Origin of the sequence: Patulibacter brassicae (genome assembly GCF_033949425.1) — a bacterium.
GTDB classification, from domain to species: Bacteria; Actinomycetota; Thermoleophilia; order Solirubrobacterales; family Solirubrobacteraceae; genus Patulibacter; species Patulibacter brassicae.
Window position 1 is genome coordinate 106,612 of sequence record NZ_JAXAVX010000003.1, and the last position, 21,303, is coordinate 127,914.

12 protein-coding genes and 1 pseudogene are annotated in these 21,303 nt (G+C 79.6%); 6 read left to right on the forward strand and 7 right to left on the reverse strand.

The genetic code is table 11. The features are described 5' to 3' along the window. Positions 1-32 precede the first annotated feature (32 nt). Entirely contained in the window at positions 33-758 is a 726-nt protein-coding gene (locus SK069_RS08225; RefSeq protein ID WP_319953726.1) for a histidine phosphatase family protein, read from the reverse strand. Between the two features lie 272 nt (positions 759-1,030). Between SK069_RS08225 and SK069_RS20260 the strand changes: the two are divergent. The 4 genes and pseudogenes from SK069_RS20260 to SK069_RS08240 all read left to right on the forward strand — a co-directional run. Beyond that, positions 1,031-1,429, forward strand: a pseudogene (locus SK069_RS20260) (cobalamin biosynthesis protein); the annotation flags it as partial. Between the two features lie 63 nt (positions 1,430-1,492). Continuing rightward, entirely contained in the window at positions 1,493-2,137 is a 645-nt protein-coding gene (locus SK069_RS20265; RefSeq protein WP_406628277.1) for a precorrin-8X methylmutase, read from the forward strand. Positions 2,138-2,210: 73 nt separating this feature from the next. Beyond that, a complete protein-coding gene (locus SK069_RS08235; RefSeq protein WP_319953728.1) occupies positions 2,211-4,229 on the forward strand; it encodes a bifunctional adenosylcobinamide kinase/adenosylcobinamide-phosphate guanylyltransferase in 2,019 nt (672 codons plus the stop codon). 184 nt (positions 4,230-4,413) lie between these two features. Beyond that, entirely contained in the window at positions 4,414-5,043 is a 630-nt protein-coding gene (locus tag SK069_RS08240) for an MIP/aquaporin family protein (protein WP_319953977.1), read from the forward strand. On the opposite strand, the gene SK069_RS08245 is transcribed toward SK069_RS08240, so the two are convergent. The 6 genes from SK069_RS08245 to SK069_RS08270 all read right to left on the reverse strand — a co-directional run bounded on the left by SK069_RS08245 (position 5,013) and on the right by SK069_RS08270 (position 11,587). Beyond that, positions 5,013-5,663, reverse strand: coding sequence for a hypothetical protein (locus tag SK069_RS08245; protein WP_319953729.1), 651 nt, complete (start codon positions 5,661-5,663; stop codon positions 5,013-5,015). The genes SK069_RS08240 and SK069_RS08245 overlap by 31 nt on opposite strands. Before the next feature lie 182 nt (positions 5,664-5,845). Beyond that, positions 5,846-6,481, reverse strand: coding sequence for a hypothetical protein (locus SK069_RS08250; RefSeq protein WP_319953730.1), 636 nt, complete (start codon positions 6,479-6,481; stop codon positions 5,846-5,848). Between the two features lie 180 nt (positions 6,482-6,661). After that, positions 6,662-7,690 carry a hypothetical protein gene (locus SK069_RS08255; protein WP_319953731.1) on the reverse strand — a complete coding sequence of 343 codons (1,029 nt, stop codon included), beginning with the start codon at positions 7,688-7,690 and terminating at the stop codon, positions 6,662-6,664. Positions 7,691-8,032: 342 nt separating this feature from the next. Further along, positions 8,033-8,878 carry an undecaprenyl-diphosphate phosphatase gene (locus tag SK069_RS08260; RefSeq protein ID WP_319953732.1) on the reverse strand — a complete coding sequence of 282 codons (846 nt, stop codon included), beginning with the start codon at positions 8,876-8,878 and terminating at the stop codon, positions 8,033-8,035. Positions 8,879-9,004: 126 nt separating this feature from the next. Next, positions 9,005-10,282 carry a hypothetical protein gene (locus SK069_RS08265; protein ID WP_319953733.1) on the reverse strand — a complete coding sequence of 426 codons (1,278 nt, stop codon included), beginning with the start codon at positions 10,280-10,282 and terminating at the stop codon, positions 9,005-9,007. Between the two features lie 165 nt (positions 10,283-10,447). Then, positions 10,448-11,587 carry a DNA polymerase III subunit gene (locus tag SK069_RS08270; protein WP_319953734.1) on the reverse strand — a complete coding sequence of 380 codons (1,140 nt, stop codon included), beginning with the start codon at positions 11,585-11,587 and terminating at the stop codon, positions 10,448-10,450. A gap of 86 nt (positions 11,588-11,673) precedes the next feature. Between SK069_RS08270 and tmk the strand changes: the two genes are divergently transcribed. Both tmk and SK069_RS08280 read left to right on the forward strand, forming a co-directional pair. Continuing rightward, entirely contained in the window at positions 11,674-12,324 is a 651-nt protein-coding gene (gene tmk / locus SK069_RS08275; protein ID WP_319953735.1) for a dTMP kinase, read from the forward strand. 63 nt (positions 12,325-12,387) lie between these two features. Next, positions 12,388-21,282: a hypothetical protein gene (locus SK069_RS08280; RefSeq protein ID WP_319953736.1), complete on the forward strand. Its 8,895-nt coding sequence runs from the start codon at positions 12,388-12,390 to the stop codon at positions 21,280-21,282. Positions 21,283-21,303: the final 21 nt, after the last annotated feature.

The following is a 21,303-nucleotide window of genomic DNA, read 5'->3' on the forward strand; positions in this document are numbered from 1 at the left end:
CCACCTCGCGCCGCCCACGCCCGGGCGACGCCTCAGACGAGCGGCTCGGCCGACTCGTGCGCGAGGTGCGCGATGTCGTTGAACGAGCGCAGGCGTCGCAGGCCGAAGCCGAGCTCGACGATCCGCGTCACGGAGGTGTTGTCGCAGCCGAGGAACGCGAACTGGCTGCTGCCGGTGACCTGACGGCAGATCTCCGCGACGATCCCGCCGTGGAGGACGGCGACGCCGACCGTCCCGGGCTCCAGCTGCGCGAGGGCGTGGTCGAGCCCGCGGGAGACGCGCTCGGCGAGCTGCTCGTTCGTCTCCGCGCCGGGGATGAGGTCCCAGCGACCCTCCATGAGCGCGCGGACGAACAGCGGATCGCGGTTGGCGGCGCGCACCCGGTACTCGCCCGCCTCCCACTCGCCGAGGTGGACCTCGCGCAGGTCGGCGATCACCTCGGGCTCCAGGCCGGTCCGCGCGGCGAGCGGCGCCGCCGTCTCGTGCGTCCGCACGAGCGTCGTGACGAAGAGGCGCGCGATCGGCTCCTGCGCGAGGCGCGCGCCGACGCGCTCGGCCTGCTCGCGCCCCTCGCGGGCCAGCGGCGGATCGCTGTGGCCGGACGCGTCGACCGGCAGCGAGCCGCCCTCGACGAACGCCTGCGACGCGCCGTGCCGCACGAGGATCAGCTCGCGGGCGTCCGGGGGCAGCTCGAAGAGCCGCTGCGGATGGACGCCTCGCTCCTCGTCGTCGCTCGCCGGGTCGCGCTCGTCGCTCACGCGCGCAACGTTGTCAGAGCGGCCGGCTCGCCGCGCCCTGCCGACGGTTCGCACGCGGCGTGCATGGCGCGACGCGTGCGACCGGCGGGACGGCGCGCGGCGCGCGGCGCATCCGGGACGTGCGCACAGCGTCCCGTGGGGTGCGCGGGACCGCACGCGACGCGCCGTGCACCCCCGCGCCGTGCGGGCCCCCATGCCCCGACGGGCCCGCCGCGGTCGCCCCGCGCGACGACCGCGCGGCGATCGCCGCGCCCCGGCGCGATGATGCCCCGGTGCCCGCCCCGCCGCAGACCACCGACCCGCCGATCCGGACCGTCGTCGTCGGCGTCGGCGCGAGCCGCGGCTGCCCGGAGGCGGAGCTGCTGGCGCTCGTCGACGCCGCGCTCGCCGACGTGGGCCTGCAGCGCAGCGACGTGCGCGCGCTCGCGAGCGCCACGGTCAAGGCCGACGAGCCGGCGATCGCCGCGACCGCCGCGACGCTCGGGGTCCCGGTGCTCTACGGCCCGGCCGCCGACCTCGCGAGCGTCGTCGTGCCGACGCCGTCGGCGGTCGTCGCCGCAGCGGTCGGCACGCCGTCGGTGGCCGAGGCCGCAGCGCTGCTCACCGCGGGGACCGGCGATCCGCAGGCCGCCCGCCTGCTCGCGCCGAAGCGCCGCAGCGCCCAGGCCACCTGTGCGCTGGCCGTCGCCGGGACGACCGACGACGTCCCGGTGCCGAAGCCGCGCGTCGAGTCCGTGCCCCTCCCCGGCGCCCCCGAGCGGACCGCGGCCGGTGCCCCCCGGCGCGCTCCGCACCCGATCGAGCTCGAGAGCTACCGCATCCTGCGCTCGCGGATCGACCTCTCGCACCTGCCGCCGCTGAGCCGCGCGGTCACCGAGCGGACCGTCCACGCCGTGGCCGACGTCGCCTTCGCCGAGACGCTCGTCCTCGACGAGGACGCCCTGCGCGCCGGCCGCGACGCGCTGCTCGGCGGCGCCCCGCTGATCGTCGACACCGGGATGGCCGCCGCGGGGATCACGGCGCGCGAGACGATCGTGCCGCTGCGGGACCCGCGCGCGGCGGAGCGCGCGCGGGAGACGGGCTCGACCCGCTCGGCGGCGGCGTTCGCCCTCGCGGCCGCCGATCACCCCGACGGCGCGGTGTGGGCGATCGGCAACGCCCCGACCGCGCTCTTCGCCCTGCTGGAGGAGATCGCCGCCGGGCGGGTGCGGCCCGCGCTCGTCATCGGCCTGCCGGTCGGCTTCGTCGGCGCGGCCGAGAGCAAGGCCGCGCTCGCCGCCGGCGGGGTAGCGTGCCTGACGAACCGCGGCGAGCGCGGTGGGACGCCCGTGACCGTCGCGGCGATCCACGCGCTGCTGTTCCACCGCGACGACCGCTGATCCCCCGCATCGGACCGACCGCCATGAGCCGCCCCCACCCGTCCCCCGCGTCCCCGCGACGTCGCGACCGCGGATGAGCACGCCGCGCCTCGTCCTCGTCCTCGGCGGCACGCGCTCGGGCAAGAGCGCCGTCGCCGAGCGGCTCGCGGCCGCCGCCGGGGGGCCGGTGCGCTACCTCGCGACCGCGCCGACCGGCCCGACCGGCGACCCCGAGCGGATCGCCAGCCACCGCGCGCGGCGTCCCTCGACGTGGACGACGGTCGAGCTCTCCGGCTCCGTCGACCTGGCCGGCGCGGTCCGCGACGCCGGCGGCGACACCGTCCTGCTCGACGGTCTCGGCGCGTGGCTCGGTGGCGCGCTGCACGACGCGGGGCTGCTGGACGACGGGGGCCGTGGCGCGGATCCGGCGCACGCCCTCGACGGCGCCGCCGCGATCGCGACGATCGAGCAGGCGGTCGAAGGCCTCGTGGCGGCCGCGCTCGCGCGCACGGCCGGGACGATCGTCGTCGGCGAGGAGGCCGGGATGGCCCCTGTCGCCGGCGATCGCGGAACCCGCCGCTGGGTCGACCTGCTCGGCACCGCCCACCAGGCGCTCGCGGCGCGGGCCGACCGGGTCCTGCTCGTCGTCGCCGGGCGCGCGATCGAGCTGCCCGCCGGTGACGCCCCGGCCGCGATCGCCCCGTCGGCGACCACGCCCGCGCCCTCGGCACCCGTCGTCGTCCCCGCGACGTCCGGAGCGCCGGAGAGGATCGCGGCCGAGGTGCCGACCGACGACCCCACCCCCGCGGATCCGGGGACCGCGAGCGACGCCCCGCCGGGCGCGTCGGCGTCCCGGAGCCCCGCGCCCGACGACCGGACGGGTCCGGCCGCGGCGCCCCGCGATGCCGGTCCGGACCGCCCGCACGGCGCCGGCGACGCGACCGACCCCGGCGCGCCACCCCTCGAGTCGCCCGTCGGGGACGGCACGCACGAGCCGGGTGGCGCCGCGGAGCCGAGCGACGCGCCGGACCCGCCGGCCGCCTCGGCGGCGCCCCTGGGCGCCGACACCGGGCTGCTCGCCCTGCGCCTGCACGGCGACCGGATGGTGCCCGAGGGCACGATCGACTTCGCGGTGAACGTCGTGGCCGGGGACCCGCCCGGCTGGGCGACGCAGGCGCTGCAGGCGGGCCTCGCGCGCGTGGGGCACTACCCCGACGACCGCGCGGCGTCCGCCGCCGTCGCCGCCCGCCACGCCCGGCCGACCGACGGCGTGCTGCCGCTCGGCGGCGCCGCCGAGGGCTTCTGGCGGCTCGCGCTCGCGGTCCGCCCGCGGCGGGCGGCCGTGCTCGTCCCCGGCTTCACCGAGGCGGAGGCGGCCCTGCGCAGCGTCGGCGCCGAGATCGTCCGGGTCCGTCGCGACCCGGCGCGCGACTGGGCGCTCGAGCCCGAGGCGATCCCCGAGGACTGCGACCTCGTGGCGCTCGGCCGTCCCGAGAACCCGACCGGCACGCTCGACCCGCGCGAGGCGATCCTGCGCCTGCGGCGGCCGGGGCGCACGATCCTCGTCGACGAGGCGTTCGCCGACTTCCTGCCGCCGGACGCCGACGCGCTCGCCGACCACCGGCCCGACGACGACGGCCCCGGCGACCTCGTCGTGCTGCGCAGCCTCACGAAGGCGCTCGCGGTGCCCGGCGTGCGCGCGGGCTACGTCCTCGCCGAGCCCGAGCTCGTCGAGCGCCTGCGCCTCGCCGGGCCCCCGTGGACGTGCCCGACGCCGGCGCTCGAGCTGCTGCGGGCCTACGCCGAGCGCCCCGACGCCTGCGAGCGGATCGCCGCGCGGACGGCCGCCCACCGCGACGACCTGCTCGCGCGGCTGCGGCAGATCGCCGGGGTCCAGGTCTGGGAGAGCCAGGCGAACTTCCTGCTCGCGCGGGTGCCGGCCGGCATCGACGCCGTGACGGGCCTGCACGCCCGTGGGATCGCGGTGCGCCCCTGCACGACGTTCGCCGGGCTCGACGACCGGTTCGTCCGGATCGCGGTCCGCACCCCGGCGCTGCACGCGCGCCTCGTGCAGGCGCTCGCGGCGGTGATCAGCGAGGCCGAGCAGGCCTGACGCGCGACTGGCCCGCGCGCCCCGGACGGGATAGCGTGGACGCGTCCGCGCCGGCGCGGTCGCCGACGGGGACGGTCATCCCCCATCCCCGACTCGTGGAGGCCCCATAAGCACCATCGAACCGGTCGAGCCGGTCGATCCACCCCTGACGAAGCGCGCCCTCGCGGAGGCGATCGGCACCTTCATCCTCGTCCTCTTCGGCTGCGGGACGGCGCTCGCGCTGACGAGCGCCGTCCCCGCCGAGGCGGCGATCCTCCAGAACACCGGCATCGCGCTGGGCTTCGGCCTCGGCATCGCGGCTGCGATCTACGCGACCGGGCACATCTCGGGCGGCCACCTGAACCCCGCCGTGTCGATCGGCCTGGCGGCGATCGGCCGGTTCGAGAAGCGCGAGCTCCCGCACTACATCGCCGCGCAGGTCATCGGCGCGATCCTCGCGGCGCTCGTGCTCAAGGGCGTCTGGCCCGACGCCGACACGCTCGGCAACAACGCGCTCGCCGACGGCGTCTCCGTCGGCTCGGGCCTCCTCGTCGAGGCGGTCCTCACGGCGGTCTTCCTGTTCGTGATCGTCGCCGTGGCGACCGACCGCCGGGTCACGCCGGGCTTCGCGGCCCTGGCGATCGGCTTCGCGCTCGTGGCGATCCACCTCGTCGCGATCCCGCTGACCGGCACCTCGGTGAACCCGGCCCGGACGCTCGGCCCGGACCTCGTCGCCTGGGAGTGGGACCACGTCTGGATCTTCCTCCTCGCCCCGCCGATCGGCGCGGTGGTCGGCGCGTTCGCCTACCAGGCCGTGAGGCCCGACCGGGTCTGACTGCCCGCCGTGCGGTCCCCGCCCCGCGGCGGGGTCCGCACGAGGCGCAGGCCCTCGACGGTCTCGACCTCGGGCGGGGTCGTCGTCTCCTGGTACCGGCGCCAGGCGCTCTGGCCGCGGGCGCGGAAGGCGTCCTCGAGCCGGGTGCGGTAGCCGGCGCGGATCACCGCTCGACCGGCAGCGCGACCCTCGACGTAGCGCTGACGTCCCGCGGCGCTGCCGACGTAGACCCAGACCGGCACCTCGCGCTCGGGCGGCCACGCCTCGCCGGGCTCGGCGACGAAGTCCGCGGTGACCTCGATCCGCTCGTAGTTCAGCTCGCGGGTGTCGAAGACGGCCAGCCGGTCCTCGTCGACGGGGACCGCGACGCCGTTGACCGCCGTCGCGCGATCGCGATCGAGGTCGACGTACGTCACCCAGAGATCGGGCCGGCGACCGGTCTGGGCATCGACGACGTGCTTCACGTCGTTCACCCGGTCGCGGTTGCGCATCGCCACCGTCCACGAGCGCCGGAAGCCGGGGAGCGCGCCCCAGACGGGCCGGACCCGCTCGAGGCCGCTGGCGAGCGGGAGCGCGTCCGCCACCAGGGAGCCGTAGCCGAAGACGTACCCGCAGAGCACCGATCGATCCTCGCAGGGACGCCGGCGGCCGGCCAGGCGCGGGCGCCGCGCCCCGGACGACGGGCGGGCGCGCCTCCGGGCCGGCCCGGAACGACGAGCGGCCCGCGCCGGGGTTCCCGGGCGAGCCGCTCGCGGTGGGTCCGGGCGGTCGCGCGTGCGCGGCCGGCCGGTGGATCCGTCGATCAGTCGACGTTCATGCAGACGACCTGCGCCTGGAAGGAGCGCGCGGCGCCCGAGTTGTTCGTCACGCGCACGGTCCACCCGGTGCCGGAGGACGTCGAGAGGCCCGTCCGGTTGACCGTCAGGCCGGTGGAGCTGCTCGTCGTCATGCCGCCGCCGACGGCGCTCTTGCCCGCCGGGCAGGTCACGATCGGCTGGGCCGTCGCGCCGTCCGCGAGGTCCTGGGCCGGCCCGACGACGATCTGGTACCCGGAGGTCCCGGGATCGCCCTTGTCGCCCTTCTCGCCCTTCTCGCCGGGGTCGCCCTTGGCCCCCGGGTCGCCCTTCGGGCCCTGCGGGCCCTGCGCGCCGCTCGGCAGCTGGCCGGCGCCGAAGTCCTTCGCCGTGAGCGAGCCGTCCTTGACCTTCGCGCCGGTGACGGCGTTCGCGGCGAGCTCGCTGCTCTTCACGGCGCTCGCCTTGATCTGCGAGGCGCCGACGCTGTTCTTCGGGAGGGAGTAGGCGGCGTAGCTCGTGCCGCCGAGGGCGACGAACAGCGCGATGCCGGCCGTGACGTGCGCCGAGGACGGACGACGGCGGCGGGGACGCTCGACGACCTGCTCGTCGTCGGCGTGGTGGGTGCGGGTCTTCGTGAACATGCGGGGCTCCTGTGTCTGGGTGCCGGCGGCGGCTCCACCGGCGATGGAGCCACTCTGTCGCGGCGCGGATCGGCCGCCAGCGGCCTCGGTCACCACCCGGGTGCGTCCTTCGTCACGTTCGCCGCGCGGGGGTGGTGCCGGAGCCGCGGAGGCGCTCCGCGGACGCCCGGTGAGCACGGCTCAGGTGCCGACGGGACGGCGCGCGACCCGCCGCGCGCCGAGGCCGAGCGCGAGGACCGCGGCGTAGACCGCCACCGCCGCGACGGAGCTCGCCGCCACGACGAGGCCCCCGGCGAGGACCGCGCCCCCGGCGTCGCCGGCCGCCGCGGCCACGCCGGCCGGCGACGCCGCGACCCCGATCGGCAGGAGCCCGGCGGCCCCGAGCGCCGCGTGCAGGGGTCCGGCGTCGGTCAGCACGACGGGCACCCCGCAGAGCGCGAGCGCCGCGAGCGCCCGTCCCGCCCCGAGGAGCTGGATCGCGCCGAGCAGCACGACGAACGGCGTGCGTCGGCGGCGGTCCTCGAGGATCGCGAGACCGCGGGCGGCCGGCCGGTGCGCGAACCGCCGCGCCGCCCAGCGGAGCAGCAGCACGAGGCCCGCGGCCCCGGCGACCGCCGCCGCGGCGGCGGGCAGCGAGCCCTCGCTGCCCGCCAGCACGCACGCGGCGAGCAGGATCGTCGTCAGCACCGCCTCGACCACCGCGATCGGCGCGTCGGTCGCGACGACCTGCAGCGGGCGCGGCGCGCCGTGGGGGTCCAGGCGACGCAGCGCGAGGGCACGCACCGGCAGCGCGAGCGGCGCCACGAGCGCGCCGGCGAGGAACGCGGCGCCGTTGGCGCCGTGGACGGCGTCGCGCGTCGGCCGGCGCCCGGTGACCGACGCGAGCGCCAGCCGCCAGGCCTCGCTGCGCAGGACGAGCGTGGCCAGGTGCGTGACCACGAGCGCCGGGAACGCCAGCGGCGGCACCGCCGCGAGTGCCGCCTCGACCTCGTGGCGGCGCGCGAGGAGCAGCAGCACGAGCGCCGCGACGGCCAGCGGCGGCAGGAGCCACGTCGTCAGCGTCCGTCCCCGCGCCGCGATCCGGGCCCCGAGGCGCCGGCCGGCGCGACGTGGATCGAGGGAGCGGGGCCGTCCCGCGCGGGCGGTGGGAGCGTGGGTCTCGACCGAGGTGGGAGCGGCGGTCGAGGCGCCCGACGGGACGGCCTCCATCTCGACAGCGAGGGTGACGTGCCCCGCGGGATGCCGGGTGAACGAGCGGTGACCCCCTCCGGGAGCCCCGATTCGGGGTGAAACGCCCGGGATCGCCCCGCACGTCGGTTGCTAGCTTCCGGCCCGGAAGACAGGCTGGCGTCGGAGTCCCCCCCACCCCCGTCCGGCGACCGGCCCCCGGTGTCCCATCCGGTCCTCCCGCATCGGCGCACCCGCGCTGTCGTCCCCGGCTCGCCCCGCCGGGGACGACAGCCCGCCGAGGCCCCGGCCCGTCGCCCCGCTGGGCGCGGGGTAGCCGAGCCGGTCGACGCGCGCGCCGGGCCGCGCGCCGGCGGACCCGGATCAGATCGAGGAGGCCGCGTTCGGGTCGACCGCGCCGGCGGCGATGAGGATGAGCAGCAGGATGCCGAGCGCCACCCGGTAGATGACGAACGGGCGGAAGCTGTGCGTGCTGATGAAGCGCATGAGCCAGGCGACGACGGCGAAGCCGACGAGGAACGAGATGACGGTCGCGAGGATCGTCGGCCCCCAGGAGACGTGCTCCCCGCCGATGTCCTTCAGCTCGTAGAGCCCGGACGCCAGCACGGCCGGCACCGCCAGCAGGAACGCGTACCGCGCGGCGGCCTCGCGGCGGTAGCCGAGCAGCAGGCCGGCGGTGATCGTGCCGCCGGAGCGCGAGACGCCCGGGACGAGCGCCAGCGCCTGCGCGAAGCCGTAGAGCAGGCCGTGGCGCGGGGTCAGGTCCTCGAGCGTGCGGCGGTTCGTCGCCACGCGGTCCGCCCAGCCGAGCAGCAGGCCGAAGACGATGAGCGTCGCGGCGATGAGGTGCAGGTCGCGGAACGCGGTCTTGATCGTGTCCTGCAGGAGGATGCCGAGCAGGCCGATCGGGATCGTGCCGATGATGATGAGCCAGCCCATCCGCGCGTCCGTGTCCGCCGGCCAGCCGCGTCGAGCGAGCACCGCGGGCAGCGATCGCCACCACGCGACGAGGATCCGCGCGATGTCGTGCCGGAAGTACAGGAGCACCGCCAGCTCGGTGCCGATCTGGATCACCGCGGTGAACGCGGCCCCCGGATCGTCCCAGCCGGCGATGCCCGCGGTGATCCGCAGGTGGGCGCTGGAGGAGATCGGCAGGAACTCCGTGAGCCCCTGCACGAGCCCGTAGATCACCGCTTGGAGCGCATCCATCGGCGGTGGAGGGTACTGGCGTCCTGCGCCGCCGGGTGCGGCCTGGCGCGCCGGGCCTCGCCGGGCGGATCGGCGTCCGACGGCCGGGCGAGCGGCCCGGGGAGCCGCTGGACGACGGCTCCCCGATCAGGCCGCGCCGGCGCCTGGGAGGACGCGGACGCGCACGCGGCGCTGCTCGAGCGCGGCGATCCAGCCGCCGCGGACGCGGTCGCGCAGGTGCTCCTGCCCGAGCGCCATGAGCGCCGGGTAGGCGGCGGTCGGATCGACCGGGCTGCCCATCCGCCAGGCGAACCACTGGCGCTCGAAGTGCCGGACCCGCTCGTCCTCCGGCGCCGCGACCGCCCGCAGGTGGATCCGCAGGACCTTCCGGGCCGGGCGCTCCGTCGCCACGAGGCCGACCCGCTCCAGGTCGCCGAGCAGCGCGGCGACCGTCGAGCGGTGGTCGCCGTCCGGCGCGAGGTTCAGGAGCTCGGCGAGCTCGCCGGCGATCGCGGCGGTCGAGCTGTCGAAGGACCCGACCCGGCCGTCGGTGTGCCGCAGCAGCGCGAGCCAGAGCGCGGCCCCGCGCTTCGCCCGCCGGAGGGCGTTCGTGCCGATCCCGCCGCCGAGCAGCAGCGCGGCGACCTCGAAGGCGGCCAGGCCGACGGGATCGCCCGCGGCCGGCGGCTGCTCGTGCTCCAGGCCGTGGGCCGTGACCCACCCCCGCAGGCTGTTGAGCCCCGCGCCGTCGGGCGACAGCGCGAGCGCGAGCGGCGGCAGGGCCATCGGGCCCACCGCGTAGACCCCGTCGGGGTCGCGGAACGCGGGGTCCGGCGCGAGCAGCCGCGCCCGCAGGCGCCCGTGGCGGGAGAGCTCGCGGAACCGGCGCCCGGCGATCCCGTCCGTCCCGACCTCCCACGACAGCCGCTGGATCCGCCGCGTCAGCGGCGCCAGCTCCGGGCGCTGCTCCGCCTCGTCCATCCGGATCCGCGCCGCGCGCAGCGCCTCGCGGTCCGGTGCCGGCGGCCGCACGAGCGCCAGGCGCCCGAGCGTCCGCTCGATCGCGCCGATCTCCTCGAGCGCCTCCAGCGAGGCCTCGAGCGACGCCACGTCGTGCCCGGCGCTGATCGCGGCGTGCCGCCGCGCCAGCTCGGGCAGCGAGCGGGGCAGGATGGCGTGGTAGCCGCCGGTCCGCTCCACGAGGAGGAAGTGCGCGATCGAGACGCCGAGCGAGAGCTCGGTCGCCGGGGACCGCCCGTGCAGGACGGTGACGAGCTCGGTCGCGCTGCTCAGCAGCGGCCAGTGCCGCACCGCCGGCTCGTCGATCGGCCCGTGCGTGGCGTCGACGAGCCGTGGCTCGTACTCGAGCTCGTCGAGCGCGAGCGCGCCCCGCCAGCTCCAGGTGTCCCGGAAGATCCGCTGCATCGGTGATGCCCACGACGCGCGACGGCCCCATCCGCGTCGAAGTGGCGACACCCTACGCGGGATCGAGGCGCCCGGCGAGTCGCCTCGGCGAGGGTCCGGCGGCGCGCGGTCGCGCGGCGGACGCGCACCGGGCGCGAATTCCGGTCGCGCGCCCGCGGCGGGCCGTCAGCGCCGCCGGGGACCGACCGCCTCGCCCAGCCGGACGCTCAGCGCGTCGAGCTGCAGCTCCTCCGTGGCGTTCACGCGGAGGCTCCGGCGGGTCGCGTCGACGAGCTCGACGGCGCGCAGCGCCCGGTGGGGATCGCCGAGGCGCTGGGCGTCCTCCCCGACCGCGGCGACGCGGTCCAGGTGGTGCAGCTCGTCGGTGGCGCCCAGCACGGCCGCGGCGACGTCGCGGAACCAGAGGCCGCAGAGCCGCAGCGCGAGGTCGAGCGTCTGGGTCCGCGCCCGCCGGCTCGCCCGCTTGCCGTCGTCGGTCGCCTCGCGCGCGACCCGCTTGCGCTCGCGGTCGGGCAGCTGGTCGGCGCGCTCGGCGGCCGCCGCCACGACGGCCGCGGAGGCCGCCTCGCCGTGGGCCACGGCGACCTCGATGAGGCTGCGCCACGGCGGCATGCCGGGATTGCCGCTGAGCGCGTGCCGCGCGAGCGACTCGGCCGCCGCCCGCAGCGCGCGGCCGTCGTCCCCGGCGAGGCGCTCGGCGAGCCCCGCGTCCCCGAGGGCGAGTCGGGCGCAGGCGCGGGCCGTCTCCTCCGCCACGAGCGCGCGGTCGACGATCCGGCGGACGAGCTCGTCCTCGGGCGGCGCGTCGAAGCGCACCGCCTGGCAGCGCGAGCGGACGGTCGGCAGCAGCTCCCCGGGCCGATCGCTCAGCAGGACGAGCACGACGTAGGACGGCGGCTCCTCCAGCGTCTTCAGCAGCCGGTTGGCCGCCGTGTCGTTCAGCGCGTCGGCGTGCTCGAGGACGAACACGCGGTGCGCCGCCTCGAACGGCCTGCGGCTCACGGCCCCCACGACCGCCTCGTCGATGTCGCCCACCCGCATCTCGCCCGCGCCCGTCGGCCGGACCCACGTCAGGTCGGGGTGGGCGTCGCGGGCGATCCGGGCCGCGACCGCCGCCGGATCGCTCGTCCCGCGCGCGAGGAGGTCCGTGGCGAGCGCCCGCGCGACCTCGCGCTTGCCGCTGCCCGCGGGCCCGTGGAAGAGGTAGGCGTGCGACGGCGACGGCGTGCCCGCGGACGGGAACGCCGAGGCGAGCACCGCGCGGGCGTGCGGCTGGCGCTCGGTGGCCTGGAGCACGGCGCTCACGGCGGCGATGCTACGTCACCCGGACCGCCGGGCGGCGGTGGGCGGGGAGGGCGGGCGGGCTCCTCCCGCGTTAGCCTGGCGACCCGATGGCGCCCCCGGGTCGGTTGATCACCATCGAGGGCCTCGACGGCGCCGGCAAGACGACGCTCGCCGCGGGACTCGAGCAGGAGCTGCGCCGCCGGCGGCTGCCGGTCGTCGCGCTGCGCGAGCCCGGCGGGGTCGTCCTCGGCGAGCGGATCCGCGCGCTCCTCGCCGATCCGGTGCTCGACGTCGACCCGCGCGCCGAGGCGCTGCTCTTCGCCGCCTCGCGCGCCCAGCTCGTCGCCGAGCGGCTCGCCCCCCTCCTGCGCGACGGCGCCTGGGTCCTGCTGGACCGCTTCGTCGACAGCTCGCTCGCCTACCAGGGCGGGGGCCGCGAGCTCGGCGTCGACGCCGTCGCCGCGATCAACGCCACGGCCGTCGGCGACGTCCGCCCCGACCGCACGCTGCTCCTGCGCCTCGACCCGGCGACGGGCCGGCGACGGCTGGCCGCGCGCGGCGACGAGGCCGACCGGATGGAGCGCCTCGACGAGCCGTTCTTCGCCCGGACCGCGGCCGCCTACGACCGGATCGCCGAGGCGGACCCGGGCCGCGTCCGGGTGCTCGACGCGACCGCCGAGCCGGACGCCGTGCTCGCGGCCGCGCTCGCCGCGCTCGCCGACCTGCTCGGCCCCGAGGGCGACTCCTCCGGCACCTGATCGGGACGCCGCGCGCTGCGGCGGCCCCGTTCGGCATCGGCCGCAGGGCCTAGACTCGCCCGCGTGAGCGAGGGCAACGAGGCCGCCTCCCGGCCACCGTCCTTCGCCTGCGAGCGCTTCGACGCGGTGCCCGCCGGCGCCGGCACCGCGCTCCTGCGGGTCGAGGGCCGGTGGACCGCGCCCCGGCGCGGGCGCCTCGGCGTCCCGGCGCTGCTCGTCGACGACGGCCGCCGCAGCCGCCGCATCGCGCCCCTGCCGGGTCCCGGCGACAGCGCGCCGCTCGCGGGGCCGCAGGAGCCGACGTGGCGCGTCGCGTTCTCCTGCCCGCAGGAGCTCGTCGACGACGAGCGCAACGCGTTCGCGCTGGATCTCGGTTCCGACCTGCTCGTCGACCTGCCGCGTCCGCGGCTGCGCGCCCTGCCGCGGCGTCCCGAGCCCGAGCCGAAGCCCGTCGAGCCGGAGCCGGTGGCGCCGCCGACCGGCCGCTCGCGCCCGCTGGACCTGCCGCCGCCGACGCCGCCGCTGGCCCCGGTCCGCGAGCTCGAGGCCGAGCGCGACCGGCGGCTGCAGGCCGAGCGCGCGGCCGAGCAGCAGCGCCAGGCGGTCGCCGAGCTCGAGCGGCGCGTGGCCGACGAGCGCGCGGGTCGCCGCGACGCGGAGCAGCGGCTCGAGCTCGCGACGGCGCGCGTCCGCGAGGCCGAGCGGCGCCACGAGCAGCTGCAGCAGCGGGCGGGCCCGCAGGTCGAGCAGGCGCGCGCGGACGCGCAGGCGGCGCGCGAGCGCCTCGCGGTGGCCGAGGAGGCCGCGGACGAGGCGCAGCGACGGCGAGGAGCCGCCGAGGAGCGGCTCTCGGCCCTCGAGCGCGAGCTGGAGGTGCTGCGTCGCGATCTCGCGCGCGCCGCGGCCGAGCGCGAGGAGGCGCTGGCCGCCGCGGCGGACGAGCGGACGGCGGCCGCCGAGGCCCTGCGGACCGCCCGCGAGGACGCGCGCGTCCGCGAGGCGGAGGCCGTGGATCGCGCGGCCGAGGCGCAGCGGGACGCCGAGCGCGCCGCCGACGCGCTGGCCGCCCTCCACGGCGAGCTCGAGGCGACGGAGCGTCGCCGGGCGGAGCTCGGCGTCGCGCACGACGCCGCCCGCGCGGACGCCGCGGAGGCGCGGACGGCGCTGGCCGACGCCGAGCAGGAGCTCGAGGAGCTGCGCCGGCGCGTGGCGGACCGGGACCGCGAGGTCGCGGAGGAGGCCGACCGGCACGCGGAGGAGGCCCGGCGCGCGGCCGAGGAGCGCGCCGCGCTCGTGCGGGCGCGCGAGGACGCCGAGGCGGCGGTCGCCACCACCGCGGCGACCCTGGCGCAGCGCGACCGCGAGCTCGCCGAGCGCCTGCGCGAGCGCGACGCCCTGCGCGCCGAGCTCGAGGCGCTGCGCCAGGCCCGCGGGAACGAGGACAGCGCGACGCGCGACCGGCTCGACGTCCTCGAGCAGGAGGCGCGCGAGCGGATCGCCGCGGCCGAGCGGCAGGCCGAGGCGCTCGTCGAGGAGGCCCGGAGGGAGCGCGACGCGGTCGAGTCCTCCGCCGAGGCGCTCGCGGCCACCGTCGATCGCGAGCGCTCCGAGCTCGCGCGGCGCCTCGCCGGGCTCGACGCCGAGCGGGACGCCGCGGCTGCCGAGCGCGCGGAGCAGGACCGGACGCTGCTCGCCGTCCAGGCGACGGCCGAGGAGGCGCAGCGCCGCGCCGAGGAGCTGGCCGCCGCCCGCGACGCGGCCGAGCGCGACCGCGCGGCCCACGCCGCTCGCGAGCAGGAGCTCACGCGCGAGCTCGAGGACGCGCGCGCCCGGCTCGCGACGCTGGAGGCGCAGGTCGAGCAGGAGCGCGAGGCGGCGCGCGCCGCGGTCGCCGCGGCCGAGGGCCGGCTCGTCGAGGAGCGGGACGCCGCCGCGGCCCGGCTCGCCGAGCAGCGCGCCGACGCCGAGACCGTCGAGGCGCAGCTGCGGCGCGACCTGCGCACCGCCGTCCGGGCCCTGGACCGCGACCGCGAGCGCGCCGAGCGGGCGCTCGCGGAGGCGCGCGAGGTCCACGACCGGCTCGGTGCCGACGCGCGTCGCTGGCGCGAGCACGTCGACGCGCTGACCGTCGAGCGCGACGCCCTCGCGGCCGACCGCGAGCGGCTCTCCGCCGCGGTCGAGGAGGCCCGCGCCGCCGGCGAGGCCGCGGCGGCCGCCGGCGCGGAGGAGCGACAGCGTCGCGCCACGGAGCTCGACGCCGCCGCGACGGCGCTGGCCGCGGCGCAGGAGCGCGAGCAGGCCGCCATCGCCCGACGCGAGGCGCTGGAGCGGGAGCTCGAGGAGCTCGAGGAGCTCCGGGCCACCGCCGCGCGGCAGGGCGAGGAGCTGGCCGAGCTCGAGGAGCGTCTCGCCGAGCTCGGCCCCGAGCGCGAGCGCCGCGCCAGCGCCGAGCGCGTCGCCGAGGCCGCGCTGGCCGAGCGCGCCCGCAGCGAGGCGACGATCGCCGAGCTCGAGACCGAGGTCGGCCGGCTCACGACGGAGCTCGACGAGCGACGCGCGGCGGCGGCGACCCTCGACGCGGAGGTCGCCCGGCTGCGGGACGACCTCGCCGCGCACGAGGAGCAGGTCGCGCGCCACGCGGAGGAGCTCGCCGCGCGCACCGCGCGCCTGGACGAGCTCGAGCGGGAGCGCGACGCCGCGCGCGACGAGGGGGAGCAGCGGACGCGCGAGCTCGCGGCGGCGCGCGCCGAGGCCGAGCGCCAGGCCGACGAGCGCGACGCCGCGGAGGCGCGGGCGACGTCCGCGGAGGCCGCGGGCGTCGCGGCCCAGGAGCGAGCCCAGGCCGCCGAGGACGAGCGCCACCGGACCGCCGAGGAGGCCGACGAGGCCCGCGCCGCGGCCCAGGACGCCCGCCGTGCCGCCGAGGAGGCGCGCGGGGAGGCCGCGCGCGCCGCCGCGGAGGCGCAGGCCGAGCGGGAGCGGGCGTCCGCGCTCGAGCGGGAGCGCGAGGACGCGGTCGCGCACGCCGACGCGGCCCGCGCGGAGCTCGCCCGGCTGACGGAGGAGCACGCGCGCCTCGGGGCTGCGCACGACGCCGGCACGACCGAGGCGGCGTCGCTGGCGGCGGCCCTCGCCGAGGCCCGCAGCGAGGTCTCGCGACTCGCCGGCGCCGCGCTGGAGCGCGAGCAGGAGCTCGTGGCGCTCACGGAGCGCCTCGCGCTCGCCGAGGAGCGGGCGCGCGCGGCCGAGGAGCGGTCCGCCGCCGCCGAGGCCGACGCGGCGACGGCCGCGGCCGACCGCGCCGCCGCGCTGGAGGACGTCACCGAGGCGACCGCCCGCGCCGAGACCGCGCGGGAGGACGCCCGCAGCGCCACCGAGGCGGCGGAGACCGCGCGCGCCGACGCCACCGCCGCCCGGGCCGACGCGGAGGCCGCCCGTGGCGCGCTCGAGGCGGCCCGGCAGGAGACCGAGCACGCCCGCGGCGAGGCGCAGGAGGCCCGACAGGCCGCGGCGGCCGCGCTCGCGGCGGCCCGCGTCGACGCGGAGGAGGCACGGGAGCAGGCCGGAGCGGCCGAGGCGGAGCGCGACGCCGCCCTGGCGGCGAGCGCGGCGGCGCAGGAGGACGCGCGCGCCGCCGTCGAGGCGCGCGATCGCGCGCTGGAGGCCGCGGAGGCCGCCCGCGACGAGGCGGAGGCCGCCCGCGACGACGCGGCGACCGCACGCGAGGAGGCCCTCGAGGCGCGCGAGGCCGCCGCGCGACTGGTCGAGGAGGCCGAGGACCGCCGGGTGGCGGGCGAGCGCACCGCCCAGCAGGCGCTGGCCCGCGCGGCCGACCTCGAGCGCGAGCGCGACGAGGTCCGGGCCGCGGCCGAGGCGGCGGAGGCGGCGCTCGCCGCCGAGCGGGAGACGGCGCTCGCGGCGGCGACCGAGGCCGACGGCGTCCTCGCCGCGCTGCGCGCCGATCTCGACGCCGCGCGCGCGGCGACCGCGGAGGCCGAGGCGACCGGTGCCCGCCGGGCGAGCGAGCTCGAGGCGCAGGTCCGGGCCGCCCGGGCCGACGCCGAGCGCCGCGTCGCCGAGCTCGAGGACCAGCTCCGGACCGCCCGGATCGAGGCCGAACGCCGCGTCGCCGAGCTCGAGGCGCAGGCCCAGACCGCCCGGATCGAGGCGCAGGGTCGCGTCGGCGAGCTCGAGGACCAGGCCGAGGCGGCACGGGCGGAGGCCGAGCGCGCGCGGACGGAGGCCGAGCGGCGCGTCGCCGCGCTCGAGGGGGAGGTCCAGGACGCGCGAGCGCAGGCCGCGGACGCCGACGCGCGTGCCGCCGACGCCGAGGCCCGGACGGACGCCGCCGAGGCCGCGGCCGCGACCGCCGCGCAGCGGGTCGCCGAGACCGAGGACGCCGCCACGCGACGCGCCGAGGACGCCCTCGCGCGGACCGAGGCGGCCGAGCGCGAGCTCGCCGAGGCGCAGGAGCGCGCCGCGGCGGCCGAGGAGCGCACCGCAGGCGCGGAGCGGGCCGCCCAGCAGGCGCTCGACCGCCTGGACCGGCTCGAGCAGGAGGCGTCCGCGGCGACGGAGGCCGCCGCGACCGCGACCGCGGCGCGCGGGGAGGCCGAGGCGGCCGCCGAGGAGGCACGGCAGCGCGTCGGGATCCTGGAGCGGGAGCTCGCCGCGGCGGCCGAGCAGGCGGCGGCGCTGGAGGAGGCCCGCGCGCGGGCGGACGCGCTCGCGGAGGAGCTCGACGCGGCGGCGTCGCGGGCACGGCGGGTGGAGGAGGAGCGCGACGAGGCACGCGACCGGCTCGCGGCGGCCGAGCGCGCCGCGCAGCAGGCGCTGGAGCGGATCGGCGAGCTCGACGCCCGGCTCGCCGAGGCCGACGCCGCCGCGACGGCCGCCGCGACCCGCGAGGCGGCGCTGCGGGACGAGCTCGACGCCGCGCAGGACGCCCGTCGGGTCGCCGAGGACGCAGCGGCCGAGGCCGAGCGGCGTGCCGAGGACGCTCGCGCCGACGCCGACGCGGCCACGGAGCGCGCCCGGTCCGCCGAGGACGCGCTGGCGGAGGCGGCCCGCGCGGCCGAGGCGCTGCGCGAGGAGCACGGCGACGTCCTCGGCGCCGCGGAGCGGACCGCGCAGGCCGCCCTGGACCGGATCGCCGCCGTCGAGCGCGAGCAGGCCGAGGCCGCGCAGCAGCAGGCGGACGAGCACGCGCGAGCGCTGGAGGAGCTGCGGGCGCGCCTGGACCGGGAGCGACTCGCCGTGCTCGCCGAGCGCGACGAGGTCGACGCCCGCCGCGCCGCGACCGAGGAGGAGCGCGACGCGCTCGCGGACCGCCTCGCCGAGGCGCATGCCGCGCTCGCCGCCCAGGAGGAGGCCGGGCGGACCGCCGAGGACCGGCTGCAGGCCGCGATCGGCGAGCTCTCCCGGGCCCGCGACGAGCTCGGCGAGCGCGAGGAGGAGCTCGTCGCGGAGCGGGAGGCCGTGGCCGCCCTGACCGACGAGCGGGACGCGCTGCGCGAGGCGGTCGGCGAGCGCGGGCGGGAGCTCGAGCGCTCCGCCGCCGCGCTCGCCGAGCACGAGGCCCTCCTCGCCGAGCGCGGCGCCGCGCTCGTCGAGGCCCAGGAGCAGCTCGAGGCGACCGCGGCCGATCTCGCCCGCCGCCACGCCGCCGATCTCGCCGCCCAGGAGGCGGAGGCGGACGCCGCGCTGCGCGAGGCCGCCCGCGCCCACGCGGAGGAGCGCGCGGCGCAGGAGGCCGCCGCGCAGGAGCGCCTCGCCGCCGAGCGGACCCGGCTGGAGGAGCGCCACGCCGCGGAGCTCGCCCGCCTGCACGAGGAGCACGCGGCGGTGCGCGAGGCGCTGGAGCAGGAGCGCGACGACGCCCGCGCGCGCCTCGACACGGCCGCCGCGGAGCACGCGCAGCAGCTGGCCGAGGCCGTGGCCGCCGCCCGCGCCGAGGGCGAGGAGCTGCAGCGCCAGGCGCTCGAGGCGGTCGCGGCGGGCCGTGAGCGGGAGGACGACGTCCGGGACCGCGCTCGTGCCGCGGTCGCCGAGCTCGAGGGCCGGCTGCGCGAGGCGACGGCCCGGGCCGAGGGCCTGCACGCCGCGCTCGAGCGCCAGCGCCAGGACGCCGCGGACCACCTCGCGGCCGAGCGGACCGGCGCCGCGGCCCTCCAGGCGGAGATCCGCCGGCTGCGGACCGTCGCCGAGGAGGCCGAGCAGGCCGCCGACGCGGACCGCGCGCGGCTCGGCGCGGAGGTCCGGGAGGCGCAGGAGGCGCGGGACGCCGTCGCGGCCGAGCTCGAGCGGACGGCCGCCGCGCTCGGCGAGGCGACGGGTCGTGCCGACGCGCTGGGCGACGCGCTGCGCCAGCGGGAGGAGGCGCTGGCCACCCTCGAGCGACGTGCTGGCGCGATGTCCGCCCGGATCGACGAGCAGGCCACCGCGCTGGCGGCCCTCGGCGACCGCCTCGCGACCGCCGAGGCCGAGCGCGACGCGGCCAGCAGCGGGCTCGCGGCGGTCGAGGGCGACCTCGCCGCCGCCCGGGAGCGGCACGCCGAGGAGCTCGCCCGCGCCGGCGCGCAGCGCGACGACGAGCTCGCCGCGCTCCACGCCCGCGCCGCCGAGCGCGAGCGGATCGAGCGCGAGCTCCTCGAGGAGCTGGGGCGCGCGCGGGACGACCTCGACGCGACCGCGGCGGTCGCCGAGGCCCGCACGGCCGACGTCGCGCGGCTCGAGGACGAGCTCGAGCAGCTGCGCGCGCAGGCCGCCGAGGAGCTCGAGCAGGGCCGCCGCGTCGCCCAGCGGGCGCTCGACGACCGCGAGGCCCTCGCCGCCCGGCTGGCAGCGGCGGAGGCCGCCCTCGACGGCCTGCGCGAGGAGGTCGCTCCGGCGATGACGGCCCCGGCGACCGCCGAGGCCGGCGTCGCCGCCGGCCCCGATCCCACGGCGATCGCCCGGGCGCTCGGGGAGCGCCTGCAGGCTGCCGAGGAGCGGGCCGTCGAGGCCGAGCGCCGCGCCCAGGAGGCCGACGACCGCGCCGCCGAGGCCGAGCGTCGGCGTGCCGCGGCGGGACGGGAGCAGGACCAGGCCGACCTGCGGGTCGAGGAGGCGCGTCGCGCGGCCGCCGCGGCGGCCGAGGAGGCCCGGCAGCTGCGACGCCGCCTCGACGCCGAGCGGGACGAGGCCCGTCGGCAGTCCGCGGAGGCGACCGCGCAGCTCGACGAGCTGCGCAACGCGACGGAGCAGCGGATCCGGGACCTCCGCAGCCGACTGGACCCCGAGCGCGAGCGGCTCCAGGAGCTCGTGCGCGCCGCCGAGGCCGCGCTCGACGAGCAGCGACTCGACCAGCAGCGCGCGCTCGCCGCGCAGCGCGAGGAGCACGCGCGCGACCTCGCCGCCGCCCACGAGGCGCTGCGCGAGGCCCAGCAGCAGGCCGCCGACGCGCGCGAGGTCGTCGCCGAGGAGCTGCGCGAGCAGCAGGAGCGGCTCCTCGCCGACGAGCAGGCGGCGGCCGAGCAGCGGCGCCAGCACGAGCAGCTCCAGCACGAGCAGGCGATGCGCGCGCTCGCCGACGAGCACGCGCTGGGGCTGCAGGCGCTCCAGGACGAGCTCGAGGTCCGCCTCGCGGCCCGCGACGCCGAGCACCGCGCGGAGCTCCAGGCGCTGCGCGACGAGCACCGGCGGCAGCTCGAGGGCGTCGCGCACGAGCAGCACCGCGTGCTGGCCGACGCGGTCGACGAGCAGGAGGGCGCGGTCAGCGACCTGCGCGCCGAGCTGCGGGCGGCCCGCGAGGCCCAGGAGGCCGCCGAGCGCACCGCCGCGGCCGCCGAGCGCCGGGCGATGGAGCACGAGCGCGCGACGCTCGAGCAGGCCGAGGCGCGCGTCGCCGCCCAGCAGGCGGCGGCCGCCGCCGGGCGCGAGCAGGAGGAGGCGGCGCACGAGGCCCGCGAGCGCGCCCTGCGCGAGGAGCACGAGCAGGCGCTGCGCGAGGAGCGTGCGCGCCACGCGACCGAGCTCCAGGAGCTCGCGCGCACCCAGGCCGAGGCTCGCGAGCAGGACGCCCAGCGCCGGGCCGAGGCGCTCGACGAGCTGCGCGGCGAGCTCGAGGTCCAGCTCGTCGAGGCTCGCGGCGAGACCGACGAGGCCCGGGCCCTCGGGGCCGAGCTCGGCGAGCGGATCGCCGAGCTCGAGGACGAGCTCCAGGACGCGCGTCGGCGCCTGGACCGCGAGAGCGCCGAGCGCCGCGAGCGGGACCGCGAGGTCGAGCGGCTGCGGGGCGCCGGCGCCGGGCTCGAGCGCGGCACGCGGGAGCGCCTCACGCAGCTCGAGGCCGACCTGCGACGGACCCGCGAGCGGCTCGCCGCCGCCGAGCGGTCCGAGCGCGAGGCCCGCGCCGCCCAGCGCCAGCGCGCCGGCAGCGGCCGGGCCGTGGACCCCCGCCAGGCGCTCGCCGACCAGGCCCAGCGTCGCCGGCTCGAGCAGCGGGTCGGGGACCTCGAGCGGCGGCTCGCGACCGCGCTCGAGGGGGCGCGCACCGCCGAGCACGCCCGGCGCGAGGCGGATCGCCGTGCGCAGGCCGCGGCCGACGAGCGCGCCCAGCGCGCGCGCGAGGCGACGGAGGCCCACGCCGCGACGGAGGCCGCGCTGCGCGAGCGGGAGGAGCTCGCCGCGGCCTACGAGGAGGAGATCGCGGCGCTGCGCCGGGCCACCGACGAGGCGCGCGCCGCCGCGGCGGCGGCCGAGCAGGAGCGCGACGCCGCGATCCAGGACGGCGAGCAGCGCGTCGTCGCCGCGCTCGAGCACGCCTCGGCGGAGGTCAACGCCGTGCACGGGGACCGCGACGCGGCCGTCGTGGAGCTCGAGGACCTGCGGGCTGCGCACGACGCGGCCCTCGCCGAGCTCGAGCAGCTGCGGACGAACGGCACCGGCCCGGCGGCACCGGACGCGCCGCCCTCCTGAGCGCGGCGCGGTCGTCCGCCG

Bases quoted from the DNA above. Each gene is read 5' to 3' on its own strand.
- SK069_RS08235 (WP_319953728.1), top strand. From the start codon at position 2,211: ATGAGCACGCCGCGCCTCGTCCTCGTCCTCGGCGGCACGCGCTCGGGC.
- SK069_RS08250 (WP_319953730.1), bottom strand. From the start codon at position 6,481: ATGTTCACGAAGACCCGCACCCACCACGCCGACGACGAGCAGGTCGTC.
- SK069_RS08255 (WP_319953731.1), bottom strand. From the start codon at position 7,690: ATGGAGGCCGTCCCGTCGGGCGCCTCGACCGCCGCTCCCACCTCGGTC.
- SK069_RS08260 (WP_319953732.1), bottom strand. From the start codon at position 8,878: ATGGATGCGCTCCAAGCGGTGATCTACGGGCTCGTGCAGGGGCTCACG.
- SK069_RS08265 (WP_319953733.1), bottom strand. From the start codon at position 10,282: ATGCAGCGGATCTTCCGGGACACCTGGAGCTGGCGGGGCGCGCTCGCG.
- tmk (WP_319953735.1), top strand. From the start codon at position 11,674: ATGGCGCCCCCGGGTCGGTTGATCACCATCGAGGGCCTCGACGGCGCC.